The organism is Microbacterium sp. Clip185, from assembly GCF_028743715.1.
In the GTDB taxonomy this organism is placed as follows: Bacteria; Actinomycetota; Actinomycetes; order Actinomycetales; family Microbacteriaceae; genus Microbacterium.
The window spans coordinates 129,132-153,648 of record NZ_CP117996.1; the positions used below are offsets into that span (position 1 = coordinate 129,132).

At 68.6% G+C, this 24,517-nt stretch carries 23 protein-coding genes and 1 tRNA gene; 21 read left to right on the forward strand and 3 right to left on the reverse strand.

Annotation, left to right across the window (positions count from 1 at the left end; translation table 11 throughout):
• The first annotated feature begins 19 nt into the window (after nt 1-19).
• Nucleotides 20-457 (forward strand): Panacea domain-containing protein, encoded by a 438-nt coding sequence (locus PQV94_RS00680; RefSeq protein ID WP_274286897.1) that lies wholly within the window; start codon nt 20-22, stop codon nt 455-457.
• Between the two features lie 32 nt (nt 458-489).
• Nucleotides 490-969, forward strand: coding sequence for a hypothetical protein (locus PQV94_RS00685; protein WP_274286898.1), 480 nt, complete (start codon nt 490-492; stop codon nt 967-969).
• 264 nt (nt 970-1,233) lie between these two features.
• On the opposite strand, the gene PQV94_RS00690 is transcribed toward PQV94_RS00685, so the two are convergent.
• Nucleotides 1,234-1,304 (reverse strand) — tRNA-Gly (locus PQV94_RS00690).
• Between the two features lie 50 nt (nt 1,305-1,354).
• Between PQV94_RS00690 and dcd the strand changes: the two genes are divergently transcribed.
• The gene (dcd, locus tag PQV94_RS00695; RefSeq protein ID WP_137418612.1) at nt 1,355-1,960 is read left to right on the forward strand and encodes a dCTP deaminase; all 606 of its coding nucleotides are present in this window, start codon (nt 1,355-1,357) and stop codon (nt 1,958-1,960) included.
• Between the two features lie 6 nt (nt 1,961-1,966).
• Here dcd and PQV94_RS00700 read toward each other — a convergent pair whose 3' ends face one another.
• Nucleotides 1,967-4,516 carry a rhomboid family intramembrane serine protease gene (locus PQV94_RS00700; protein ID WP_274286899.1) on the reverse strand — a complete coding sequence of 850 codons (2,550 nt, stop codon included), beginning with the start codon at nt 4,514-4,516 and terminating at the stop codon, nt 1,967-1,969.
• Nucleotides 4,517-4,622: 106 nt separating this feature from the next.
• Between PQV94_RS00700 and PQV94_RS00705 the strand changes: the two genes are divergently transcribed.
• The 4 genes from PQV94_RS00705 (at nt 4,623) to PQV94_RS00720 (ending at nt 8,680) form a co-directional block, all read left to right on the forward strand.
• Nucleotides 4,623-5,804: a sensor histidine kinase gene (locus tag PQV94_RS00705; RefSeq protein WP_274286900.1), complete on the forward strand. Its 1,182-nt coding sequence runs from the start codon at nt 4,623-4,625 to the stop codon at nt 5,802-5,804.
• A 73-nt stretch (nt 5,805-5,877) separates the two neighbouring features.
• The gene (locus tag PQV94_RS00710) at nt 5,878-7,551 is read left to right on the forward strand and encodes a BCCT family transporter (protein WP_443192727.1); all 1,674 of its coding nucleotides are present in this window, start codon (nt 5,878-5,880) and stop codon (nt 7,549-7,551) included.
• Entirely contained in the window at nt 7,548-8,006 is a 459-nt protein-coding gene (locus PQV94_RS00715) for a GNAT family N-acetyltransferase (protein WP_274286902.1), read from the forward strand. The genes PQV94_RS00710 and PQV94_RS00715 overlap by 4 nt, the downstream gene beginning before the upstream one ends.
• Before the next feature lie 38 nt (nt 8,007-8,044).
• On the forward strand, nt 8,045-8,680 hold the full coding sequence (locus PQV94_RS00720) for an NADPH-dependent F420 reductase (protein ID WP_274286903.1): 636 nt from the start codon (nt 8,045-8,047) through the stop codon (nt 8,678-8,680).
• A gap of 115 nt (nt 8,681-8,795) precedes the next feature.
• Here PQV94_RS00720 and PQV94_RS00725 read toward each other — a convergent pair whose 3' ends face one another.
• A complete protein-coding gene (locus PQV94_RS00725; RefSeq protein WP_274286904.1) occupies nt 8,796-10,154 on the reverse strand; it encodes an MFS transporter in 1,359 nt (452 codons plus the stop codon).
• A gap of 261 nt (nt 10,155-10,415) precedes the next feature.
• On the opposite strand from PQV94_RS00725, the gene dnaK reads away from it, so the two are divergent.
• The 14 genes from dnaK to PQV94_RS00795 all read left to right on the forward strand — a co-directional run bounded on the left by dnaK (nt 10,416) and on the right by PQV94_RS00795 (nt 24,479).
• Nucleotides 10,416-12,287: a molecular chaperone DnaK gene (gene dnaK / locus PQV94_RS00730; RefSeq protein WP_274286905.1), complete on the forward strand. Its 1,872-nt coding sequence runs from the start codon at nt 10,416-10,418 to the stop codon at nt 12,285-12,287.
• Nucleotides 12,288-12,298: 11 nt separating this feature from the next.
• Complete coding sequence (locus PQV94_RS00735) at nt 12,299-12,871, forward strand: nucleotide exchange factor GrpE (protein ID WP_137418619.1); 573 nt, start codon at nt 12,299-12,301, stop codon at nt 12,869-12,871.
• A 9-nt stretch (nt 12,872-12,880) separates the two neighbouring features.
• On the forward strand, nt 12,881-13,873 hold the full coding sequence (locus PQV94_RS00740) for a DnaJ C-terminal domain-containing protein (RefSeq protein WP_274286906.1): 993 nt from the start codon (nt 12,881-12,883) through the stop codon (nt 13,871-13,873).
• Nucleotides 13,874-13,954: 81 nt separating this feature from the next.
• Nucleotides 13,955-14,398: a heat shock protein transcriptional repressor HspR gene (locus tag PQV94_RS00745; RefSeq protein ID WP_243226395.1), complete on the forward strand. Its 444-nt coding sequence runs from the start codon at nt 13,955-13,957 to the stop codon at nt 14,396-14,398.
• Between the two features lie 76 nt (nt 14,399-14,474).
• On the forward strand, nt 14,475-15,134 hold the full coding sequence (locus PQV94_RS00750) for a GntR family transcriptional regulator (RefSeq protein WP_137418626.1): 660 nt from the start codon (nt 14,475-14,477) through the stop codon (nt 15,132-15,134).
• A 148-nt stretch (nt 15,135-15,282) separates the two neighbouring features.
• Nucleotides 15,283-16,275: a phosphoglycerate dehydrogenase gene (locus PQV94_RS00755; RefSeq protein ID WP_274286907.1), complete on the forward strand. Its 993-nt coding sequence runs from the start codon at nt 15,283-15,285 to the stop codon at nt 16,273-16,275.
• Nucleotides 16,276-16,316: 41 nt separating this feature from the next.
• Nucleotides 16,317-17,624: an ABC transporter substrate-binding protein gene (locus tag PQV94_RS00760; protein WP_274286908.1), complete on the forward strand. Its 1,308-nt coding sequence runs from the start codon at nt 16,317-16,319 to the stop codon at nt 17,622-17,624.
• Nucleotides 17,625-17,680: 56 nt separating this feature from the next.
• Entirely contained in the window at nt 17,681-18,607 is a 927-nt protein-coding gene (locus tag PQV94_RS00765) for a carbohydrate ABC transporter permease (protein ID WP_234073980.1), read from the forward strand.
• The gene (locus PQV94_RS00770; RefSeq protein ID WP_274286909.1) at nt 18,604-19,497 is read left to right on the forward strand and encodes a carbohydrate ABC transporter permease; all 894 of its coding nucleotides are present in this window, start codon (nt 18,604-18,606) and stop codon (nt 19,495-19,497) included. Before PQV94_RS00765 ends, PQV94_RS00770 begins: the two co-directional genes overlap by 4 nt.
• A gap of 1 nt (nt 19,498) precedes the next feature.
• A complete protein-coding gene (locus PQV94_RS00775; protein ID WP_274286910.1) occupies nt 19,499-20,236 on the forward strand; it encodes an SDR family oxidoreductase in 738 nt (245 codons plus the stop codon).
• Nucleotides 20,237-20,271: 35 nt separating this feature from the next.
• Entirely contained in the window at nt 20,272-21,141 is an 870-nt protein-coding gene (locus PQV94_RS00780) for a dihydrodipicolinate synthase family protein (protein ID WP_274286911.1), read from the forward strand.
• A 7-nt stretch (nt 21,142-21,148) separates the two neighbouring features.
• A complete protein-coding gene (locus PQV94_RS00785) occupies nt 21,149-22,054 on the forward strand; it encodes a ribokinase (protein WP_274286912.1) in 906 nt (301 codons plus the stop codon).
• On the forward strand, nt 22,051-23,682 hold the full coding sequence (locus PQV94_RS00790; protein WP_274286913.1) for a fucose isomerase: 1,632 nt from the start codon (nt 22,051-22,053) through the stop codon (nt 23,680-23,682). The genes PQV94_RS00785 and PQV94_RS00790 overlap by 4 nt, the downstream gene beginning before the upstream one ends.
• Before the next feature lie 29 nt (nt 23,683-23,711).
• The gene (locus tag PQV94_RS00795) at nt 23,712-24,479 is read left to right on the forward strand and encodes a potassium channel family protein (RefSeq protein ID WP_274286914.1); all 768 of its coding nucleotides are present in this window, start codon (nt 23,712-23,714) and stop codon (nt 24,477-24,479) included.
• Nucleotides 24,480-24,517 lie beyond the last annotated feature (38 nt).

Genomic DNA, 24,517 nt, shown 5'->3' on the forward strand with positions numbered 1-24,517 from the left:
ATCGGGGAGGAGGACAGCCATGGCCAACGTGCAGGATGTTGCCGCATACATCATAGACAAGTGCGGCGAGATGACAGCGATGAAGTTGCAGAAGCTCGTCTATTACTCGCAGGCTTGGCACGCCGTGTGGTCCGATCGCGCGCTCTTCGACAACGAGATTCAGGCATGGGCGAACGGCCCCGTGGTCTACGACCTCTATCGCAAGCACTCCGGTCAGTTCCGGGTGTCCTCGTGGCCCGACGGCGATGCCTCGCGCCTGACCGCTGACGAGGCTGGCTCCGTCGACGCCGTGCTTGACGCGTATAACGAGTACACCGCTCACCAGTTAAGCGAGATGACTCACCGCGAAGAGCCATGGCTCCTCGCGCGCGAAGGGCTCAGTGACGGTGCACGAAGCAATCGACCGATCACGCTCGCCTCGATGCACGAGTACTACTCGGCCCGCACCTCTTCCTAGCGCGGATGGCGAAGTCCCCGAAGCTGAAGCGCGTGAGCGTCGAAGTTCCTCCCGGCGGATGGCAGGCCGCGAAGAAGGGTGTTCCGAGCACGCCTAACGTCAGCGACGTGAAGCGCGTAGTCGTTCTGGACATTGATCACCCCGAGATAGCCGCGCGCCGACTCGTGTGGCGGTTCAACGAGGTGGACACAGGTGGAGCCTGGCCGCCCGCCGCGATCGGCATAGACGCAATGGCGGATCTTCTGAAGAAGATGGGTGACTTCGAGAGCATGACTCTCGGGGAGTTGTTCAAGCCCGGGTCGGAACATGGCAAGCGCTACGTGGTGGAGAGCCTGCCAGCGCCCGCATTGAAGCGCCTTCGTGATATCGAGCGCGATGATGAGACGGAGATTGCGCGTCTCCGGTGTGGTGGGAGACCACGTCTCTACGGCTTCCTTCGCCAGCATGTGTTCCATGTGGTCTGGTGGGACGCAGAACACCGGGTCTACCCATCGAAGAAGCGCAACACGTAGCTAGGGCTGAGTACTGATCTTCAGTGCCTACGCACCGCAACTACGGATTCATGCTCGGCATCCTCTGTGGCCACGCATCACTCTTGGCGTAAGCCTGAACTTGTCTGTTTGGGGGGCTGACGGGAATCGTCCCCACCGCCTCCTCCACCCGCGGCTGCGCCGCGCGCGGAGCCTCTGGCGGCGTGGGCCCACCCAAGGGTTCGATTCACTCTGCCGATACATGGAAATAGCGGCCCGGACGAGCCGGACCGCTATTTCCATATGAGGGGCTGACGGGAATCGAACCCGCGCTGTCTGCTTGGGAAGCAGAAGTTCTGCCATTGAACTACAGCCCCGGGGGTACGCGGCCAGCATAGCAAAGGGCATTGCTCGCTAGGCTGGGCCCGTGCTGCTCTCGGATCGCGACATCAAGCAGGAACTGGCTGACGGACGCATCGGATTGGAGCCCTCCGATCCTCAGATGGTGCAGCCCTCCAGCGTCGACGTGCGCCTCGACAGGTACTTCCGCCTGTTCGACAACCACAAGTACCCCTTCATCGACCCGGCCGAGGACCAGCCCGAGCTCACTCGGCTCATCGAAGTGCGGCCCGACGAGCCGTTCATCCTGCATCCGGGCGAGTTCGCGCTCGGCGCCACCTTCGAGCGCGTCACCCTGCCCGACGACGTCGCCGCCCGCCTCGAGGGCAAGTCGTCGCTCGGCCGCCTCGGCCTGCTGACCCACTCCACGGCCGGCTTCATCGACCCCGGCTTCACCGGCCACGTGACCCTCGAGCTGTCGAACGTCGCGACACTGCCGATCAAACTCTGGCCCGGCATGAAGATCGGCCAGCTCTGCTTCTTCCGTCTCAGCTCGCCCGCCGAGAACGCCTACGGCTCCGGCCCCTACGGCAACCGCTACCAGGGCCAGCGCGGGCCGACCGCGTCCCGCTCCTCGCGCAACTTCCACGTCACCGACGTGGGCATCACGGATGCGGGAGCCGCCGGCAGCTGACCCGGCTCAGCCTCGCGTGCGGTCGCGGCCGAGCGTCGCCGCCATCCGCGCGGCCTGCCGCAGCGTGAGCTGAGGCAGGTAGCACCGCACGAGCGCCAGCCCCGTCGCCGGCAGTGCCGCCGAATCGGCGACAACGAGCCACACCGGCGAGAAGTCGGGCTGGAATTTGCGCTTGAAGCTGTGCAGCGAACGGAACCCGTAACCCGGCTCCAGCAGCGACCCCGCGAGATCGAGCATGCGCTGCACCGCATCCGATTCCGCACCGGCCTCCGCCGTGTATGCGAGGGGCGCGCCCGACAGGCTGAGCGTCTGCAATCCCTCCTCCTTGAGCTGCACGACCACCGCGCCGATCACGAACTCCATCACGCCGTTGAACGCCTCGTGCCGCCGGCGCATCACATCGAGCACGTAACCGCGGAGACCGTCGGGTCCATACAGCGGCAACCAGCTCGTAATCGCCTCGATGCGGCCGTCCTCGGCGATGGCGAGCATGAGCCGCACATCCGGATCGTCGACCTGGTCGAGCCCGCCGAGCGTGAACTCCATCTCCGGGAGCTCCTTGTCGGCAAGCCACGACTCCGACAACGTGCGCAGCTGCAGGTGCTGCGCGATGGACAGATCCGCCCACCGCGTCCACACCGCCGTCACGCCCTCGCGCGCCGCCTTGTTCGTCGCCGTGCGGATGTCCTGCCGCTTCTTACCCGCGGGAGTCCACTCCTGCGCGTCGAGCAGCGCCTCCTCCGCGATCCGCAGCCGGTACCAGCCCCGCGACGCGAGCTCGGCGCTCGGCCCATCGCTCACACTGTAGAACACCGGCCGCCAGCCATTGTCGCCGCAGAACGCCGCGAACTGCTCGAATACGCGCACGTCCGCGAACGCCGGACCGAACGGGCCGCCCACCGTGACGGCGACGTTGTGGTGCACCTGATACGCGATCGCAGCGGTGCCGTCGGGCGAGAACCAGTAAGAGTTGCCGGGCCACGTCGACATGAAGCTGAACGAGTCGCCGCCGCCCGCGCGCAGCAGCTCGCGCGCCCGGATGCGGTCGTCCCGGTCGCCCACGGCCGCCGGCGCGAAGATCAGATACGCCGTCGCGAGCACCGCCCCGGCCCAGAAGATCGCCGGTGGCAGGTACCAGAAGATGCGCGCCTCGAGCGTCTCCGGAACGAACGTCACCACGTCGGGTGGCAGCAGCGTGGGCGGGATGAAGCGCAGCGGCAGGGCGAGCAGGATGTCGCCCAGATCGATCACCGGGTCGTAGCCCTGGCGGGTGAGCACCTGCCCCGCGGTCGCGATGAGCACCGTGAGCACGGTCGCGGTCCCGAGCACCACGAGATAGCGGCGCCGCGCCGCGGGGCTCGACGTCACGCGCAGGTGCCGGCGGAAGACGAGCAGCGCGATCGTCGTGCCGAGCGGCGCGACGGCGGCCAGCAGCGCCCCCGAGATCGTCTGCCAGACGTAGGTCTCCGCATCCGTGCCCTGATACGCGGCGATGTCGGCCACCGTCTCGGGCTGCAGCGTGATCCACTGCACGAGGATCCACGCGAACACGGCGGCGTTGAGCAGCACCGCGATCCACAGCGCCGCCCGTCGTCCCCGCAGGATGCCCCACGCCGCGATCAGCGCGATGATCATCGGCAGCAGCGCGATCCAGCCCGCCGCCGGGAAAACCTCGGCCGCCGTCGTGTACTCGGAGGGGCAGTCGACCGCGGAGCCGAACGCGCACGTCGTGCCGTCGACCACGACCACGGGATCGATGCTGAGGAAGCCATAGAACGACAGCAGGCCGGTGCCCGATCCGAACCACGTCGCGATGACGGGACCGATGCCGCCCACGGCCACGAGCGACGCGAGCAGCACGCGGATCTCGTGGTGCGAGCTGCGCACCACGAGGGTCTTCGCTCGCCGGCCGCCGAGGAGGAAGCCCACGCCGAGCCCCACCGGCAGCGCGACGAGGATGAAGAGGCTGTCCGCGTCGCCCCGGTAGAGGAAGAGCACGCACACCGCGAGAAGGGATGCGAGGCGCACTCGTCGTCGCCACAGCGCACCGATGAAGCAGCTCGCCGCCATCGCCGTGCACACGAGAGCCGCGAGCGGGGTGAGCGTGAAGAAGAACACGTCGTTGAGGGGCAGGAACGCGAGGAAATGCTCCTCGAGCAGTCCCACCGCGATCGAGACCGAGGTCACGAGCAATCCTCCGGCGATGTAGGCGATCGCCGCCCGCGCCGTGCCCATGACCCGTTCCGCCTGACTCACCACGACCGCGGCGAGCACCAGCGTCGTGAGCAGCTCGGGCACGGAGCCCGTCACGAACATGGGGGTGATCGCCGACCACCAGCGGAAGTCGTCGAACGAGTCGTTCCACGGCGGAAGCAGTCCGGTGTCGGCATCCGGGGGTGAGGTGATGACGATCTGCGCGACGCTCGTCACCAGCATCACGAGCAGCAGCGCGCTCGTGAACGGATGCCGCCGCAGCCACGCCCCAACCGTCGCAGCGATGGTCCGCATCCGGTTCAGAGGCGACTCCGAGACGGATGCGGGTGTGGCTGCGGACATGGCGTCATTGTCGCAGGAGGACCTTTCGACTTCGTTCGCGCCACGGCGCGGGCCGGAGCCCTAACCTGGAGCGAGACAGCGACCACGGGGGCCGGGAGACGACACGATGACGGTGCAGGAAGTGATCTCGGAGTACGACGTGCTGGGAAACCCTCCCGACGCGCTGCGCTCGGTCGTGGAACTCGCCGCCTTCGTCGCCGAGGTTCCGATGGCGACGATCAACATCATCACCGACGACGCGCAGTACCAGCTGGCCGCCGTCGGATTCGATGCGGCGATCTGCCGCCGCGAGGACTCGATGTGCGCTCTCAATCTGCACCTCGGTCAGCCCGTCGCGGTCGCCGACGCCAGCCAGGATCCGCGGTACCGGTCGAACCCCTTCGTCACGGGTGCTCTCGGAGACGTCCGTTTCTACGCCAATCACCCGCTCGTGCTGGCGGGGGAGACCATCGGCACCCTGTGCGTGTTCGACACCGTGCCGCGCGAGATCGACGAGCACCGCACCGCACTGCTGGCCGTGCTCGCCGCGCGGATCGTCGACATCCTCGAGCTCGAGCGACGCACCCGCTACCTCCACACCGTGCTGCAGCGGGCGGAGGAGCTGAGAGACGAACTGCGTCGCTCGAACGATCACCTCTCGGCCTTCGCCGGACAGATCAGTCACGACCTTGCCGGCCCCCTCACCTCCGTCACGATGTCGCTGCACCTGCTGCAGGAGCAGTTCGAGGAGCAGCTGAAGGTGCCGCCGTCCGTCGAGAGCTGGGTCGAGACCGGCATCCGCGGCACGTCTCGGATGCAGGAGATGATCCGCGACATCCTCGCCTTCGCGCGCCTCGGCGGGGTGCTGAACCTCACCCCCACCGATCTCGGAGCGCTGGCACAAGACGTGCGTGCCGACCTGGGCGTCACCGATGACGACCCCCGCATCACGATCGGCGAACTGCCCGTCGTGTCCGGCGATGCCACCCAGCTGCGTGCCGTGCTGCAGAACCTCGTCTCCAACGCGCTCAAGTTCGGCGGCCCGGATCCTCGGGTCGAGCTGCGCTCGCTGCGCACGTCCGAAGGATGGCGCATCGAGGTCGGCGACCGCGGCCCCGGCATCGACCCCGCCGACGTCGAGCGCGTCTTCGACCCCCTCGTCCGCGCGAACACCGAGGTCGAGGGCACCGGAATCGGCCTTTCCACCTGCCGTCGCATCGTGCAGGCGCACGGCGGTTCGATCGGCATCGAGCCGCGTGAGGGCGGCGGCACCACCGCGTGGTTCGAGGTGCCCGCATCCCGCGACTGACGCGGCTTTTACCCCGCCGTGTCGCGCGGCACAAGAGGTGAGCGGGTCTCTCACGCCCGTTGTCTACGGTGAGGTGGTGAGCACCGCACCCGAATCGGCCACCGCATCCGCAGCTTCGCCCAGCAGGGGGATCGCTCGATGGGTCTTCTGGCCCGCCGCATCCGTCGTCTTGATCGCCGCCGCGTTCGCGATCATCTTCCCGGATGCGGCGGAGGTGTTCTTCGGCACCATCCAGACCGGCATCGTCAACACCTTCAACTGGTACTACGTGCTGATCGCGGCCTTCTTCGTGGCCTTCGCCCTGTTCATGGGATTCAGTCGCTTCGGTGACATCAAGCTCGGCAAGGACACCGATGAGCCCGAGTTCTCGCTCGGCGCGTGGTTCTCGCTGTTGTTCGCGGCGGGGATGGGCATCGGCCTCGTGTTCTACGGGGTGAGCGAGCCGCTCAGCCACTACGTCGATCCCCGCCCCGGTGTCACCGGAACACCTGAGCAGCTCGCGCAGGGCGCGCTCACCCAGACCTACCTGCACTGGGGTGTGCAGGCCTGGGCGATCTACGTCGTCGTCGGACTCGCCCTCGCGTACGCGATCCACCGCCGTGGACGCCCCATCTCCATCCGCTGGGCGCTCGAGCCCCTGCTCGGGCGCCGCGTGCGCGGCGGGTGGGGCAACGCCATCGATGCGATCGCGCTGTGCGGCACGATCTTCGGCGTCGCGACCTCGCTCGGCCTCGGCGTGCTGCAGATCGGTTCCGGCCTGCAGGCGGCGGGCCTCCCTGAACCCGACACCCTGATGAACGTGCTGATCATCGGTGTGATCACGGTCTTCGTGCTGTTCTCGGTGCTCTCCGGCGTCGCCAAGGGCATGAAGTGGCTCTCGAGCGCCAACCTCATCCTCGCCGCAGTACTGCTTGTGTTCGTCCTGATCTTCGGGCAGACCGAGTACCTGCTGCGTGAATGGGTGCAGTCGATCGGCGCCTACCTGCAGAACTACGTCGGCCTCAGCTTCACGGTGAGCGCCTTCCAGGGCACCGCGGGCGAGGAGTGGCAGGCCGCACGGACCTCGTTCTACTGGGGCTGGTGGATCGCGTGGGCCCCGTTCGTCGGCGTCTTCATCGCGCGCGTCAGCCGCGGCCGCACAGTGCGTCAGTTCGTCATGGGTGTGCTCCTGGTGCCCACCCTCGTCGGCATCCTGTGGTTCGCGGTGCTCGGCGGTTCGGGGCTGTACCAGGAGCTGCACCACCCCGGCTCGATGCTCACCGACGGCGAGGTCGACCTGCAGGGCGCGCTCTTCCGGCTGTTCGAGTTCCTGCCGGGCACCCCCGTGCTCACGATCGGCGCGATCGTGCTGATCGCCATCTTCTTCGTGACCTCGGCCGACTCGGGAGCCCTGGTCATGGCGATGCTCGCGACGGGCGGCAACCCGGAGCCCAAGCGGTGGGTGCGCGTGTTCTTCACCCTCGCCACCGCCGTTCTCGCCATCGCGCTGCTGATCGCCGGCGGCCTCACGGCTCTCCAGTCGGCCGCCATCCTCATCGCGCTGCCGTTCAGTGTGGTCATGCTGCTCATGTGCTGGGCCACGATCGTCGCCTTCCAGCGCGAGAGACGCGTGTACGACCGTGTTCAGCGCGCGCAGCTGCTCGAGCAGATCGGCGATCACTACGGCCTCGAGGTCGAGCAGGAGAACGAGGGTGGCCTGCGCATGCCCGCGTGGATGCGGCGGGCCCGCAGTAACGTGAAGGAGTGACAGAGCTCTCCTACCGCTCAGCCCGCCTGGCGGACGTTCCCGCCGAGACGCTGTACCGGCTGATGTGGCTGCGCGTCACGGTGTTCGTGGTCGAGCAGGCCGCCGCGTACCCCGAGCTCGACGGACGTGACCTCGAGCCCGACGCGGAGCTGTTCTGGGCCGAGCAGGCCGGCGACGTCGTCGCGACCCTGCGCCTGTTGCACGACGCCGGCACGGGCCACGCGCGGATCGGCCGTGTGGCGACGGCTCAGGCCGCGCGCGGTCGGGGTGTGGCCGCCGAGCTCATGACGCGCGCCGTTCTGCGAGCGGGAGAGCGCTGGCCCGGCGCAGCGATCGTGCTCGACGCGCAGGAGCACCTCGCACCCTGGTACGCCCGCTTCGGGTTCGCCGTCGACGGCGAACGATTCCACGAGGACGGCATCCCCCACGTGCCGATGCGGCGAATCGCCGACTGAGCGGGAATGCGCCGCATCCGTCAGCGTTCTCCTTCACCATGACACGCGTCGGAATCATCGGAGCAGGACATATCGGATCGGCCCTCGCGAAGGGCCTCGTCGACCGGGGGTACGAGGTGGCGATCGCCAACTCCCGTGGTCCCGAGACACTGACAGACCTCGTCGCGGAGCTCGGCCCGAAAGCGCACGCCGCCACCGCAGCGGATGCGGCCGCCTTCGGCGAGTGGGCCGTCGTCACCGTGCCGCTGAAGGCCATCGACCAGCTGCCGGTCGCTGAGCTCGCGGGCAAGATCGTCGTCGACACCAACAACTACTACTGGGAGCGGGACGGCCGCATCCAGGTGCTCGAGGACAAGCAGACCACGACGAGCGAGATGCTGCAGGAGCGTCTGCCGGAATCCACCGTCGTGAAGGGCTTCAACCACATCATGGCCGCCCAGATCAACACCGACGGCACCCCCGCGGGCACCGAGAACCGCCGGGCGCTGGCGACCGCGGCCGACACGGACGAGGGTCTCGCCTTCATCACGGCCCTCTACGACGAGTTCGGCTACGACACCGTCACCGTCGGTCCGCTGGCCGAGAGCTGGCGCGTCGAGCGCGACCAGCCCGCCTACGTGGTGCGCCAGAACGCCGACGAGCTGCGCGCCAACCTCGCCCGCGCCGCCCGCTGACCCGCATCCCTCGCCCTCCGCGAGACTGCATCTTTCGCACGAGATCACGGGTAAAGACAGTGATCTCGTGACGGAAATGCCGTCTCGCGGGCTCGGTAGGGGTTACGAGGGCCGGTTACACGGAGGCAGGCAGGGGGCGGGATGCGGCGCGCACCGGGATGAGCATCGCGAGACCGATCGCCAGCACCAGCACGATGCCGAGGATGCCCCAGTACTGCTCGCCGCCGATGACCACGAACAGTCCGAACGCGGTGGGTGCCAGGAACACCGCCGCGCGGCCGGTGGTGGCGTAGAGACCGAAGACCTCGCCCTCGCGTCCGGGCGGGATGAGTCGGGCGAGGAACGTGCGGGATGCGGACTGCGCCGGCCCGACGAACAGGCACAGGATCAGGCCGAACACCCAGAACATGCTGGCGCCGCCGGCGTGGAAGATGAAGATGCACGAGCCGCTGAGGATGAGTCCGATCAGCGCGACGACGATCAGCGGCTTCGGCCCGAAGCGGTCGTCGAGCGGGCCCGAGACGATGGTCGCGAGTCCCGCGACCACGTTCGCCGCGATGGCGAAGATGATGACCTCGCCAGGGCTGAAGCCGAAGGTGCCCGCCGCCAGCACGCCGCCGTATGTGAACACGCCCGTGAGGCCGTCGCGGAACACGGCGCTGGAGAACAGGAAGTAGACCGTGTGGCGGCTCTCGCGCCACAGCTTCGCGATGTTGCGGAACAGCAGCGCGTACGACGCGAAGAAGCCCACCCGCTCGGCCTCGATCGGGCGCAGGAGCGTGTTCTCGGGCACGGCGATCAGCACGGGGATCGCGGACAGACCGAACCAGAGCGCTGCCACGATCATCGACACGCGCACGGCCCAGCCGTTCTCGCTCGTCACGCCGAACAGCCCGACCTCGGGGTTGATGAAGCCGAAGTACACGATGAGCAGCAGCACGATGCCGCCCAGGTAGCCCATGCCCCAGCCGAAGCCCGACACCTTGCCGACGGTCTTCGGCGTCGAGACCTGGGCGAGCATCGCGTTGTAGTTCACGGATGCGAGCTCGAAGAACACCGTGCCGACAGCGAGCAGCACCAGGCCCAGCCACAGATACGCCGGGTCGGGCGCCACCAGCGACATCAGGGCGAGCATCAGCACGACGACGGCCGTGTTGATGGCGAGCCAGCGCTTGCGGTGCGCCGACACGTCGGAGCGCTGCCCGGTGATCGGCGCCGTGAGCAGCACGATGATGCCGGCCGCGGCGAGGGCGAACGACATCGCCGCCGAGGTGTCGGCCGTGTTCCCGAACGAGCTGCTGGTCAAGTACACGGTGAAAACGAACGTGGTTGCCACGGCGTTGAAGGCCGCGGATCCCCAGTCCCACAGCCCCCACGCGATGACGGGTCCGCGACGGGCGCGTAGGGGAGCGGCGGTGTCGGCGGCGAAGGCCGCCCGAGCTTCCGCGGGGGCCGGCACAGGCTTGTCGGACATATCGGGCACGGTAGGACCTCTCGGTGAACAGCCGGTGCCGCGGATGCGCCGGCCCGCGTCGTCGCGGTGCGCTCAGCGTAACCGCTGCCGCCCGCATCCCCACCGAACAAAGTTGAGCGCATTCATATCAAGTTCACTTGACGCTCAGGATCGATGTGTCTATCCTTGAGTCATCGCGGCTCAACCTGAGTCGGCGAGCAGATTTCACACACATCGGGCCGTCGCATCCGTGAGGGCCCTTGCAAAGGGAGAGGGAAACACATGCCCCGTGCAGTAGGTATCGACCTCGGTACGACGAACTCCGTCGTCAGCGTCCTCGAGGGCGGCGAGCCGAAGGTCATCGCGAACGCCGAAGGCTTCCGCACCACCCCGTCCGTCGTCGCCTTCACCAAGGACGGCGAGGTTCTCGTGGGCGAGACCGCCAAGCGTCAGGCCGTCACCAACGTCGACCGCACGCTCACCTCGGTCAAGCGCCACATGGGCACCGACTGGAAGACGCAGGCGATCGACGGCAAGCAGTACACGCCGCAGGAGATCTCGGCCCGCATCCTTCAGAAGCTCAAGCGCGACGCCGAGCAGTACCTCGGTGACAGCGTCACGGATGCGGTCATCACCGTCCCCGCGTACTTCAACGACGCCGAGCGCCAGGCCACGAAGGAGGCCGGCGAGATCGCGGGCCTGAACGTCCTGCGCATCATCAACGAGCCCACCGCGGCGGCCCTGGCCTACGGCCTCGACCGCGGCAAGGAGGACGAGCTCATCCTCGTCTTCGACCTCGGTGGTGGAACCTTCGACGTGTCCCTCCTCGAGGTGGGCAAGGACGACGACTTCTCGACCATCCAGGTGCGCTCCACCGCCGGCGACAACCGCCTCGGTGGTGACGACTGGGACCAGCGCGTCGTCGACTACCTCATCAAGCAGTTCAAGGACACGACCGGTGTCGACGTCTCCGGCGACAAGATCGCGCTGCAGCGCCTCAAGGAGGCCGCGGAGCAGGCGAAGAAGGAGCTGTCGAGCTCGACTTCGACCTCGATCAACCTCCCGTACCTGTCGCTGACCGACTCGGGTCCCGTCTCGCTGAGCGAGACCCTCTCGCGCGCCAAGTTCGAGGACCTCACCAAGGACCTCCTCGACCGCACGAAGAAGCCCTTCGACGACGTCATCCGCGAGGCCGGCATCAAGGTCGACGACATCGACCACGTCGTGCTGGTCGGTGGTTCGACCCGTATGCCGCAGGTGACCGAGCTCGTCAAGAAGCTCACCGGTGGCAAGGAGCCCAACAAGGGCGTCAACCCGGACGAGGTCGTCGCCGTCGGCGCCGCCCTGCAGGCCGGTGTGCTGAAGGGTGAGCGCAAGGACGTGCTGCTCATCGACGTGACCCCCCTGAGCCTCGGTATCGAGACCAAGGGCGGCATCATGACCAAGCTCATCGAGCGCAACACGGCCATCCCGACCAAGCGCAGCGAGACCTTTACGACCGCCGACGACAACCAGCCGTCGGTCGCCATCCAGGTCTTCCAGGGCGAGCGCGAGTTCACCCGCGACAACAAGCCGCTCGGCACGTTCGAGCTGACCGGCATCGCCCCGGCCCCCCGCGGTATCCCGCAGGTCGAGGTCACCTTCGACATCGACGCGAACGGTATCGTCCACGTCTCGGCGAAGGACAAGGGCACCGGCAAGGAGCAGTCGATGACCATCACGGGCGGCTCCTCGCTGCCCAAGGAGGACATCGAGCGCATGGTGCGCGAGGCCGAGGAGCACGCCGCCGAGGACAAGAAGCGGCGCGAGTCGGCTGAGACCCGCAACCAGGCCGAGACCCTCTCGTACTCCGTCGACAAGCTGATCTCCGAGAACGCCGACAAGCTGCCCGCCGAGGTCAAGGACTCCGTGCAGGCCGACGTCGACGCGCTGAAGGCGGCGCTCGCCGGTGAGGACGACGACGCGGTCAAGACCGCGTTCGACAAGCTGAACCAGAGCCAGAGCCAGCTGGGCGAGGCCCTCTACCAGGCCGCACAGGCCGAGGGTCAGCCCGCCGACCCGTCCGCCACCGACCCGGGCAGCGGCAGCACGCCGAACCCCGAGGAGGACGTCATCGACGCCGAGGTCGTCGACGACGAGGACGAGAAGAAGTAAGAGACACAACCATGACGGACAAGAACTTCGAACAGCCGGACGACGGCGACGAGGTTCGGCCCGGCGAGGAGGGGTCGGAGGCGCACGCCTCCGACCCCGCTTCGCAGGAGCCGGAGCTCACGGTCGACGACATCCTGGGTGCCGAGCAGAACGCGGATGCGGCTGCGGAGGACCCCGACCTGCTGGGAGATCTCAAGCGCCTGCAGGCGGAATACGCCAACTACCGGCGCCGCACCGAGGAGCAGCGGGAGGTCGAGATCGAGCGCGCGAAGGGCTCGGTCGCCAAGAACCTGCTGCCCGTGCTCGACGACCTCGACCGTGCTGCCAAGCACGGCGACCTCGCCGAGGGCACCCCGTTCGCGGCGATCGCCGAGAAGCTGCGCGGCGTGGCCGAGCGCATGGGCCTGGTCACCTACGGTGCGGCCGGCGAGGCGTTCGACCCGCAGCAGCACGAGGCGATCTTCCAGCAGCCGACACCCGGCCAGACCGAGGCGACGATCCTCGAGGTGGTCGAGGTCGGTTACCGACTCGGCTCCGTCGAGCTGCGCCCCGCGAAGGTCGTGGTCGCCGTGCCGGCGGACTAGGAGGAGAACGTGGCCAGCCAGGACTGGTTCGACAAGGACTTCTACGCGGTGCTCGGCGTCGCGAAAGACGTCTCCGACGCCGACCTGAAGAAGACGTACCGCAAACTCGCCCGGCAGTACCACCCGGATTCGAACCCGGGGGATGCGGCGGCCGAGGCGCGCTTCAAGGAGATCAGCGAGGCGTACTCGGTGCTCAGCGACAAGGAGCAGCGCGAGGAGTACGACCAGATGCGCGCCATGGGCTCGGGCGCTCGCTTCACGGCGGGCGGCGCGGGCGCGGGCGGCTTCGAAGACGTGTTTTCGCGATTCGGCCAGGGTCGCGGCGGCAGCCAGTTCGATTCGGGCGGCTTCGAGGACTTCTTCACGATGTTCGACCGCGGTGGCGGGGGAACATTCGGGTCGGGCCGTTTCGGTCAGACGTCGGGTGGCTTCCGTGGATTCGGCGGTCCGACCAAGGGTGCCGATGTCACCGCGCGGACGACGCTCGACTTCGCGACGGCCGTGGGCGGCGAGACGATCACGCTCCAGGGCGAGGACGGCAAACCGTTCAAGGTGAAGATCCCCGCCGGCGTCGCCGACGGGCAGAAGATCCGACTGCGCGGCCGCGGGCGTCCCTCGCCCGATGGCGGCGAGGCGGGGGACATCGTCGTGCAGGTGTCGGTGCGCCCGCATCCGGTCTTCACGCGCGACGGGCTCAACCTGCGCCTGACCGTGCCGATCACCTTCACCGAGGCCGTGCTCGGAGCGACGATCGAGGTTCCCACCCTGGGTGGCGACCCTGTGCGCCTGCGGGTGGCTCCGGGCACGCCGTCCGGTCGTGTCCTGCGGGTCAAGGGGCGCGGCGTCCACACCCAGAAGGGCACGGGCGATCTGCTCGCCGAGGTGCAGGTGGCGGTTCCCGCCCACCTCGACGACGCGGCCAAGGAGGCGCTCGAGCGCTTCCAGGAGCTCGAGCCCAAGGAGAACCCGCGCGCCGACCTGATGGCCAAGGCGCGCAACTGAGCAATGACCCGTGGGTGCCGCATCCGAATCCGGATGCGCACCCGCGGGTGACGAGATGATCGGGGCAAGGAGGTGAGCGGGATGGACGAGAACGAGATCGACGACGAGGCGCCGGTGTTCGCGATCGCGACGGCCGCGGAACTCGCCGGCATGCACCCGCAGACATTGCGTCAGTACGACCGGCTGGGGCTGGTCGTGCCCGGACGCACCAAGGGCGGCTCGCGCCGGTACTCGGTGCGCCATATCGAACAGCTGCGCGAGGTGTCGCGTCTGTCGGCGGACGGCATGAGCCTGCCCGCCATCGCCCGCATCATCGAGCTCGAGAACCGCGTGCGTGAGCTTCACGGGCGCGTGCGCGACCTCGAGAACGCGATGCGTGCAGAGCTGGACCGCCGGCCCGGCGCGCGCGTGTTCGCCGCCGGCCCTTCGGGTTCCGTCGTCCCGCTGCGCTCGGGCACGCGCGTGCGTCGCGCCACCGAGATCGTGGTCTGGAGACCCCGGCGCGAGCTGCCTCCCGCGGACTGAATCCGCCGCGCGGCGATTTGACCCGCGGACGAGCGCGATGCAACGCTGATTGTTAACCGACGACAGTGAGGTGCTCGTGTCCGATCTCCGCCCCCTCGCGATGGGTGACCAGATAGCCCATCGTCTTCGCGTCGAGATCATCAAGGGGATCATCCCCGCCGACACGCACCTCGCCGAGGACGCCCTCGCGACGCGGTTCGATGTCAGCCGCGGCCCGGTGCGCGATGCCTTGCGGCACCTGGAGGCGGAGGGTCTGGTCGAGGACCGCCGCAAGCGCATCTATACGCGCGCGGTCGGCATGACCGACATCGAAGAGCTCTACATGCTGCGCGAGGTGCTCGAGTCCCTCGCCATCCGGCTCGCCATCGCTAACGCCAGCTCGAAGGACTGGGACAGAGTCCAGGCGATCGTCGACGACATGGCCGCCGCCGCCGAGAGTAATGACGGTGAACGCTTCGCGGATGCCGACATGCAGTTCCACACGAGCTTCTACGTCAACGCGCGCAATCGCCGACTGATGGAGGCGTGGCGCCCGTATCAGCGCATCTTCGCCATCCTCTTCGAGCTCAGCGACACGAGCGACATCGCCTCGGCAACCGCCGATCATCAGGGCTTTCTCGATGTGATCCGTACCGGCGACGCCGACGCTGCCGTCAAGCGGCTGCACCTGCATCTCACCCTCGCAAAGGGCCACGTGCGCGACGCCCTGCGCAGTCTTCCCGACGCCGCGCACTGAGGCCTTCTCGGTCGATGCCCGCCCCGCGGGCATTTGACACGGCCCTCTTGCTGTCCTATGTTGACTGTTAACAGAAAACAGATCGTTCAACGGTGACCGGTCGCTCCGTCTGGAGCCGCCCTCGCCCGTTTCGAGGAGGGGCTCTCAGATGGCAGGACATGACTCGATCGCACCGGTGGGTGCAGGTCGCACCGTCATCGTCGGACCGGTTCGCTATCCGGCCCTGTGTGCCTCCGGTCGCGCGCTGCTTCTCGAGCACGGCTTCACTCTCGTCGAGAACGAGTCCACCGTGCCGTGGACGGCCGAGGAGCTGCACGCACGCATCGCGGATGCGGATGCGGCCGTCGCCGGTGTCGAGGTATACGACGCCGCGGCTCTCGAGCGTGCCGACCGGCTGCAGATCATCTCGCGCCTCGGTGTGGGACTCGACAACATCGACCTCGACGCCGCCCGCGCCCGAGACATCCGCGTCGTGAACGTCCCCGGCGGAAACGCCGCAGCGGTCGCCGAACTGGCGATCGGCTTCATGCTGGCTCTGCTGCGCCGCATCCCCGAGCTCGACGCGGCGACGAAGAACGGTCGCTGGGACCGCTACGTCGGCCGCGAACTGGCGGGCAAGAGCATCGGCCTCGTCGGCTTCGGCGCCATCGCGCAGACGGTCGCCCGCCGCCTCGCCGGCTTCGACGTCGACCTCGTGGCCTTCGACCCGTTCGCCGACCGGCAGGCGGCCGAGCGTCTCGGCGTTCGCCTCGTCGACCGCGTCGCGGATGTCGTGCGCGACGTCGACATCGTCTCGGTGCACGCGCCGCACACTCCCGACACGCACCACACCGTCGACGACGAGCTCATCGCCGCCATGCGTCCCGGCACCCTCCTGATCAACACGAGCAGGGGCGGGCTGGTCGATGAGGCCGCTCTCGTGCGCGGGCTCGCCTCCGGCCGCATCGGCGGGGTAGGACTGGACGTGTTCGAGGTCGAACCCGTCGCCGCCGACAACCCTCTCTTCTCGTACCCCAACGTCGTCGTGGCCCCCCACGCCGCCGCCGACAGCGCCGAAGCGTACGAGCGCATCGGCCTCGCCACCGCGCAGGCCATCGTCGACGTCTTCGCGGGCCGTGTGCCCGCCGCCCTCGCCTTCTGACCCGCACCCCACGCACCACCCACCTCCTGAAAGGAACAACGATGTTCACGACACGCAAACCCCGTCGGCTGGTCATCGGTATCGCCGCCGGGGCCGTCGCGGCCCTCGGCCTCACCGCCTGCGCCAGCGGCACAGGCGACGCAGGCGATTCCGCCGACGTCTCCGAGATCACCGTCGTCGCCGCCAACAGCCCCTGGGTCGAAGGTCTGAAGACCCTCGGCACCCAGTACGAGCAGGAGACCGGCGTCAAGGTCAACATCGAGGCGTACGGCAACGAGCAGCTCAACGACAACTACAAGGTCAAGCTCAACGCCCAGTCCGCCGACTTCGACGTCATGGCCTTCCAGGTGCAGGACGTCATGCGCGAGTTCTCGCGCAACGGCTGGCTCACCGACATGACCGAGCAGGTCGAGAGCGACGCCGACTGGAACTGGGAGGACTTCCAGTCCGCGGCCCGCGACGCGGTGGAGCTCGACGGGGTCGTCTACGGCGTTCCCGTCATGACCGAGCGTCAGATCGTGTACTACCGCACCGACCTGCTCGAGGCCGCCGGCATCCCCGTGCCCAAGACCCTCGACGAGCTGAAGTCCGCGGCCGCTGCCCTCAACGACCCGGACAACGGGATGTACGGAATCGCCATGCGCGGCTCTCGCGTGCCGCTGGTCACGCAGCTGTCGTCGTTCCTCTACAGCTTCGGCGGCGACTTCCAGGATGAGGACGGCGACGCGAGCGTCGACACCCCGGAGGCGAAGAAGGCCTACGAGTTCTACGGCGACCTGCTGCGCCAGTCGGGCCCTCCCGGAGCCACAAACATGGGCTGGGTCGAGGCATCCGCGCTGTTCGCACAGGGCAAGGCGGCGTTCTACATCGACGCCGACAGCCAGGCGTACACCTTCCTCGACGCCGACAACAGCGCCGTCGTCGACACCGTCGGCTTCGCGCAGTTCCCGGAGGGGCCGGCCGGCTCCAAGTTCTACAACATCGTTCCGCAGACCGTCGGCATCAACGCCTTCTCCAAGAAGAAGGAGGCCGCGTGGGAGTTCATCAAGTGGGTGACCAACGAGGAGAACACCAAGTGGCTGCTGGCCAACGAGACGGTGCCCGGCGCGCGTGAATCCGCCTGGAACGACGCCGAGGCCACCGCATCCTTCCCCGCGGGTCTCGTCGAGATCATCCAGAACGTGGGCGACCACGGCGTCGGCCACGACCGGCCCCAGCTCGAGCAGGTCGCCGCGGCCCGCGAGATCGTCGGCGGTCCCGCCATCACCGCGATCGAGGGAGGCGACGTCGCAGACGCCGCCAAGACCGCCAACACGCAGTTCCAGGAACTGCTCGACTCCGAGAAGTGATCTCCCGACCCCGGGCGGCGCTCGCCGCCCGGGGTCACCCGGACCAAGGAGGCTCCGTGTCCTCGCTCACCGCGCGCAGGTCGACGTTCGGCAACCGCGCACTCAACTGGATCGACGCTCGTCTGAAGTGGATCCTGATCGTCCCGTCGGTGCTGTTCATCGCGCTGCTGATCGCGTTCCCGATCGGTTACACGGTCTTCCTCTCCCTCACCGACTCGGCGGGCGCCGTCACCCGGCCCTTCTCCTTCGTCGGCCTCGACAACTACGTCACCTGGCTGAGCGACACCGACCGGTTCTGGCCGGCCGTCGGCCGCACCGCTTACTTCACGATCCTGGCGCTCGGCATCGAGCTCATCCTCGGCCTGGCGATCGCGCTCCTGCTGCGTAAGACCTTCCGCGGTCAGGGCCTGGTGCGCGTGTTCATCCTGCTGCCGCTGGTTGCCACGCCCGTCGCCGTCGGCATGATGTGGCTGCTGATCTTCGAGCCGTCCATCGGCTTCGCCAACAGCGTGATGCAGTTCCTCGGCCTTCCGCGTCAGGGCTGGCTGAGCGATCCCTCGACCGCGCTGAACACCCTCGTCTTCATCGACGTGTGGCAGTGGACGCCGATGGTCATCCTCATCCTCCTCGCCGGTCTGTCGACCCTCCCGGAGGAACCCGACGAGGCGGCGCGCGTGGACGGCGCCAACGCGTGGCAGCGGTTCCGTCACATCACCCTGCCGCTGCTCGCCCCCGTGATCGGTGCGGCCGCCATCCTCCGCTCCATCGATGCGATGAAGACCTTCGACATCATCTACGCCACCAAGGGCATCGGAGGCGGATCGAGCCACGAGGCCGAGACGCTCAACATCCTCGCGTACGGCCAGGCGTTCCAGTTCTCGCAGTACGGCAAGGCGTCGGCGCTGCTGATCCTCTTCTTCCTGCTGATCGTGGTCGTGCTGCTGGCCCTCGCGATCCTTCGCAAGAAAGGAACCCGGGTATGAGTGAGACCCGCGCCCTCGTCCAGCCCGTCGGTCGTCGCGGCCGCCGCGCTGCCGCCTCGAAGCGTCGCCCCCGCCGCCCGATCGACATCGTCGGCCAGACCGCACGCGTCGTCGGAATCGTCCTCGTCGTGATGGCCTTCCTCGTGCCGCTCGTGTGGATGCTGCTCGCGAGCTTCAAGCGCAACCTCGACGTCGTGAACCCGGACAAGATGTTCGCGTTCGAGCCGACGCTCAAGAACTACGAGACCGTCTTCACGGTGCAGAACTTCCTGCCGGTGATCGGCAACAGCCTGCTGGTCGGCGTCGGGGCCACCCTGCTCGCGCTCGTGATCGGGGTACCGGCGGCGTACGGCATCGCCCGGTACAAGGTGCGCAGCACGACCGGCTTCCTGCTGATGGCGCGCGTGATCCCCGGTGTCAGTCTGCTGATCCCGTGGTACTTCCTCTTCTCGCAGGTGCAGCTCGTCGGCAGCTACACGGTGCTGATCCTCACGCACCTGTTCGTGACGATGCCGCTCGTGGTGGCGATCATGTCGAGCTTCTTCGACGGCATCCCGACGGAGCTGGAGGAGGCCGCGCAGATCGACGGGTCGAGCAAGATCGGCGCGTTCGTAAGGGTCGTGCTGCCCCTGTCTCTGCCCGGCATCGCGACGGCGTCGATCCTGTCGTTCATCTTCAGCTGGAACAACTTCCTGTTCGCCTTGGTGCTCTCCAGCCAGTCCACGCGCACCCTGCCGGTCGCGATCGTGAACTTCACGAGCTACGCGTCCGTCGACTGGGGCGGGCTCATGGCCGCCGCGGTTGTCATCACGGTGCCGGTCATGATCGTGGCGCTGTTCGCGCAGCGCTACGTCGTCAGCGGACTCACCGCCGGCGCGACCAAGGGCTGACATGGGCGAGGCATCACGCACCGCCTGGGTCGTCGGCGGCGGAACCGGCATCGGTCGCGCCGCGGCCCAGGCTCTCGCCGGCGACGGGTTCCACGTCGTCGTGTCGGGCCGTCGGGCGGCGGAGCTGGACGCGACGCTCGATGCGATCCACCACAGCGGCGGTGCCGCATCCGCCCTCGTGCTCGATGTCACCGACGACGACGCCGTCCAGGATGCGGCCGCGCGCCTGGCCGAGGCACACGGCCACATCGACGCCCTGGTCTACTGCGCGGGCACGAACGTCGCCGGTCGGTTCTGGGACCGGGTGTCGGCGACCGACATCGCGCACGTCATGGACGTCAATCTGCAGGGCGCCGTGCGCGCCGTCCACGCGGTTCTGCCGGGGATGCGGGCGGCGGGCGCGGGGCTCGTCGTGCTGGTCTCCTCGTGGGCCGCTTGGCGGCACTCGCCCGGCGCCGGCGCCGCGTACGCCATGAGCAAGACCGCGCTCGGGGTGATGGCCGAGACGCTCAACGCGCAGGAGAGGCTGCACGGCATCCGCGCCACTCATCTGTGCCCCGGCGAGGTGGCCACCGACATCCTCGACACCCGGCCGAACCCGCCCTCCGCCGAGGCCCGGGCGCTCATGCTCGCGCCCGACGACGTGGGCGAGACCGTCGCCTGGATCGCCCGTCAGCCCGCGCGCGTCTGCGTGAACGAGCTGGTCCTGACCCCCACCGCCAACACCTCCTACGCGTGAGCGGCTCGCTCCGCATCCTCTCGAAAGGCATCGACATGACCCGTCGCGACATCGTGACCGCCATCCCCACCAGCTTCCACGCCGACGGCTCGCTGGATCTCGACGGCAGCCGCTCGATCTTCCGGTACGTCGGCGAGTCCGGCAACGAGGGCGCGTTCGTGCTCGGAACCACGGGTGAGTTCCCCGCGGTCGACGACGACGAGTTCGCACAGCTCATCCGCGCCGCTGTCGAGGAGCTCGCGGGTCGCATGCGTGTCATCGCTCACGTCGGCCAGCCGAGCGCCTACGAGGCCGTTCGGCGCGTGAGGATCGCGAAGGATGCGGGCGTCACCGAGTTCGCCGCCCTCACGCCCTACTACCTGCCCGCTGCCGAGTCGGCGGTGTACGACTACTTCGTTCAGGTCGCCGAGGCGGTCGGCGACGGCGCCCTCTACGTCTACATCTATCCGCGACGCAGCGGCATCACCGTGAGCCCCGAGCTGCTGGCGCGCCTCGCCGAGCTTCCTGCCGTGGTGGGGGCCAAGGTCAGCGAGCTCAGCCTCGAGGAGCTCGCCGCGTACCGCGCGGCCGTGCCGAGCGACTTCATCCTCTACACCGGTGCCGACAAGGACCTCGTGGCCGCAGGCGAAGTGGGCGCGCAGGGCGTCGTCTCCGGCGTCTCCTCGGTGCTTCCGAAGCCGTTCCGTGCGCTCGCCGCCGCGGCGGACACGGGCGATGCCCAGACGATCGCCGACGCCCAGGCGGCGGTCGACGACATCGTCTCGGTGATCGGCGGGGACATGGCCCGGATGAAGGCCGCGTACCGGTCGATGGGCATCGCCGACGGCACCTGCCGCATGGCTCTCGTGCAGCCCGACGAGGCGGCGCTCGCCGAGATCGAACGCGTCATCGCGACCTACCGCTGAGTCTGCCGTGGCATCGTCGGTCGCCGTGTTCGGCAGCGCCAACATGGACCTCGTCGTCCGCGTCGCCTCGGCAGTGCGCCCGGGGGAGACCGTGAGCGGATCGTCGTTCGCGACGGGCCCCGGCGGCAAAGGGCTGAACCAGGCCGTCGCGGCTGCGCGCGCCGGAGCGAACGTCTGCTTCCTCGGCGCGGTCGGCGCGGACGAGTTCGGGGGGAGGCTGCGCGACTTCCTCTTCGCCGAGGGCATCGACGCATCCGGACTCGCATCCAGCGCCGAGCCCACGGGCATCGCCGCGATCACGGTCACCGACGACGGCGAGAACGCGATCGTCGTCGTCGCGGGCGCGAACGCGGTCGACCGCATGTCGGATTCTGACCGCGCCGCGGTCGCCGGCGCCGGCTATCTCGTCGTCCAGCTCGAACGGCCCGTCGCGGTGGTCATCGAGGCGATGCGGTGGGCTCGCGGGCACGGCGTGGCGACCGTGCTGACACCGGCACCGGTGCCCGACGCACGCATCGACGAACTCCTGTCTCTGAGCGACATCCTGCTCGTCAACCAGCACGAGGCCGCAGCCCTCAGCGGCGACGCGGATGCGGCGGATGCGGCCCGCGCGCTCAGCCGTGTCGCCGGGACGGTCGTGGTGACCCTCGGTGCCGCGGGCGCGCTCGTGGGGCAGGACGGCGAGGTCACGGCCACCGTCGCCGCGCCGGCCGTGGCAGCCGTGGACACCACCGGCGCGGGCGACACCTTCGCCGGCGTGCTGATCGCCTGGCTCGCCGCAGGCGCCACCCTTCATTCCTCGCTCGAAGCCGCGGCCGCCGCGGCCGCTCTCACCGTCACCCGTGCGGGTGCTGCGGCCTCGATGCCGCAGCGTGCCGACATCCTCACCGCTCTGCAAGGAGATCGATCATGACCTACACCCTTCCCGCCGCGCCCGACGCCCTCGTGGCGCCGCCGAACACCGCGTACCTGATCTCGTCGGGCGACCTGCGTGAGTCGGCGAACACCGCCGGATGGCCCGCGCAGGTCGAGCTCGAGGCCGCCGTGACCCGCGTGCTGGGCGAACTCGGCTGGAGCGTGATCCGGGCCAACGACGTCGACCCCGCGACCGGCCACGGCTTCATCTCGAGCCAGCGCATGGGCATCGAGGTGTTCAAGAGCATCCCGGCCGAGGCGCCGCTCATCGTCGCAGAGGCCGTGTGGCAGTACTCGCACCACGTGCTCGCGGGGCTGCGCACCCACCGCGGTCCGATCCTCACGGTCGCGAACTTCGCCGGAGAGTGGCCGGGTCTCGTGGGGCTGCTGGGGCTCAACGCGGGCCTGACGAAGATGGGCACGCCCTACGCCACGATCTGGTCGGTCGACTTCGCCGACGACTGGTTCCGCGACGGGCTGCTCGAGTGGACGCGCACGGGGCGCATCACCCACGACACCTCCCACGTGCGGCCGCTGCCTGCACTTGCCGAAAGCCCGGAGCGGGAGCTCGGCGAGGCGATCGGCCGGCAGCTGCGCGAGGAGAAGGCCATCATCGGCGTCTTCGACGAGGGCTGCATGGGCATGTACAACGCGATCTTCGACGACGAGCTGCTGAACCCTACCGGCATCTACAAGGAGCGCCTGTCGCAGTCCGCGCTCTACGCGGAGATGCTCGCGGTCACTGATGCGGACGCCGACGCAGCGTTCGACTGGCTGATCGAGCGGGGCATGACGTTCCGCTTCGGCGAGGACCCCGCTACCGAGCTCACCCGTGAGCAGGTGCAGTGGCAGCTGAAGATGTACATCGCCGCCGTGCGCATCGCGGACGACTTCGGTCTGGATGCGGTCGGCATCCAGTATCAGCAGGGACTCAAGGACCTCGTGCCCGCATCCGATCTCGCCGAGGGCATCCTGAACACGACCGAGCGGCCGCCGGTGTTCTCGCGCGACGGACGCCGGGAGCTGCACGCGGGCCGGGCGCTGCCCCACTTCAACGAGGCCGACGAGGGCGTCGCGGTCGACGCGCTCGTGACCGACCGCGTGTGGCGCGCCATGGGGCTCGTGCCCGACAACACGCTGCACGACGTGCGGTGGGGTGAGGAGTTCGACGGCGAGTTCGTGTGGGTCTACGAGATCTCGGGCTCCGTGCCCGCATCCCACCTCGGCGGCTGGGACAAGGCCGAAGGCTGGCGCCAGGGACACGTGTTCTTCCCCGCGGGCGGTGCGACGATCAACGGCGTCAGCAAGCCGGGCGAGCTCGTCGTCTCGCGCGTGTTCATCGCCGAGGGTGTGCTGCAGGCCGACATCTTCCGGGCGAGCGCGGTCGAGCTGCCCGAGGCGGAGACCCGCCGGCGCAAGGAGGCGACGAACCCGGAGTGGCCCATCGCCCACGTCGTGCTGCACGGCATCGGCCGCGACCAGTTCATGGCCCGGCACAAGGCGAACCACGCGCAGGTCGTCTACGCGCCGGATGCGGAGACGGCCGACCGTGCGCTGATCGCGAAGGCCGCGGCCTTCGACGCCATGGGCATCCGGGTCAACCTGGTCGGCGACGTCGCCGTGTGAGGCGGGCGGGCGCGCTCTAGAGTGCAGGTGTGCACGGGGACAGGCGGCAGGCGGGGGTGAACCCGCGCGGTGAGACCGCGGCCACCGCCAGGTGGGAGCGGATGACGTACTGGCCGCTGACGGTGGCGGCGCTCGTGTTCATCCTGACCCAGACGGTGCACGTCATCGCGGACGTGTCGGGAGTCGCCGCGATCATCACCTCGTCGATCCTCACGATCACCTGGGTGATGTTCATCGGCGATTACCTCGCGCGTCTGGCGATGTCGCGTCCGAAGTGGCGGTGGTTCCGCACGCACCTGTTCGATCTCGCCGTAGCGCTCCTGCCGATCCTGCGGCCGATACGTCTGCTCGGCGCTCTGACGCGCATTCCCTCGTTCACCCGCACCGCGGCGAGCTCGCTGCGGGCAAGGATGCTCGTGTACGGCATCGCGGCAGCGCTGCTGCTGATCTGGACCGCGGCCCTCGCCGTGCTCAACGTGGAACGTCACGCGGAGGGCAGCAACATCCGGAGTTTTGGCGATGCGGTGTGGTGGGCGTTCTGCACGGTGACGACCGTGGGCTACGGCGACTTCACCCCCGTCACCGTGCCGGGCCGCGTCATCGCGGTCGCGCTCATGGTGGGCGGGGTGGTGCTGGTCGGACTCATCGTCGCGACCTTCTCGTCGTGGGTCATGGAGCGGGTCACCCGGGGCCATCAGGAGCAGCTGCCCGCCACGCGCGCCGACGTCGCACGGCTCGAGCAGGAACTCGCCGCAGCCCGTGCGGCCCTCGCCGCCGCGGAGAAGTCCACGCCCTGAGCGAAATCCTCCCGCCGGCGGATGCGGGGTGTCGGAGC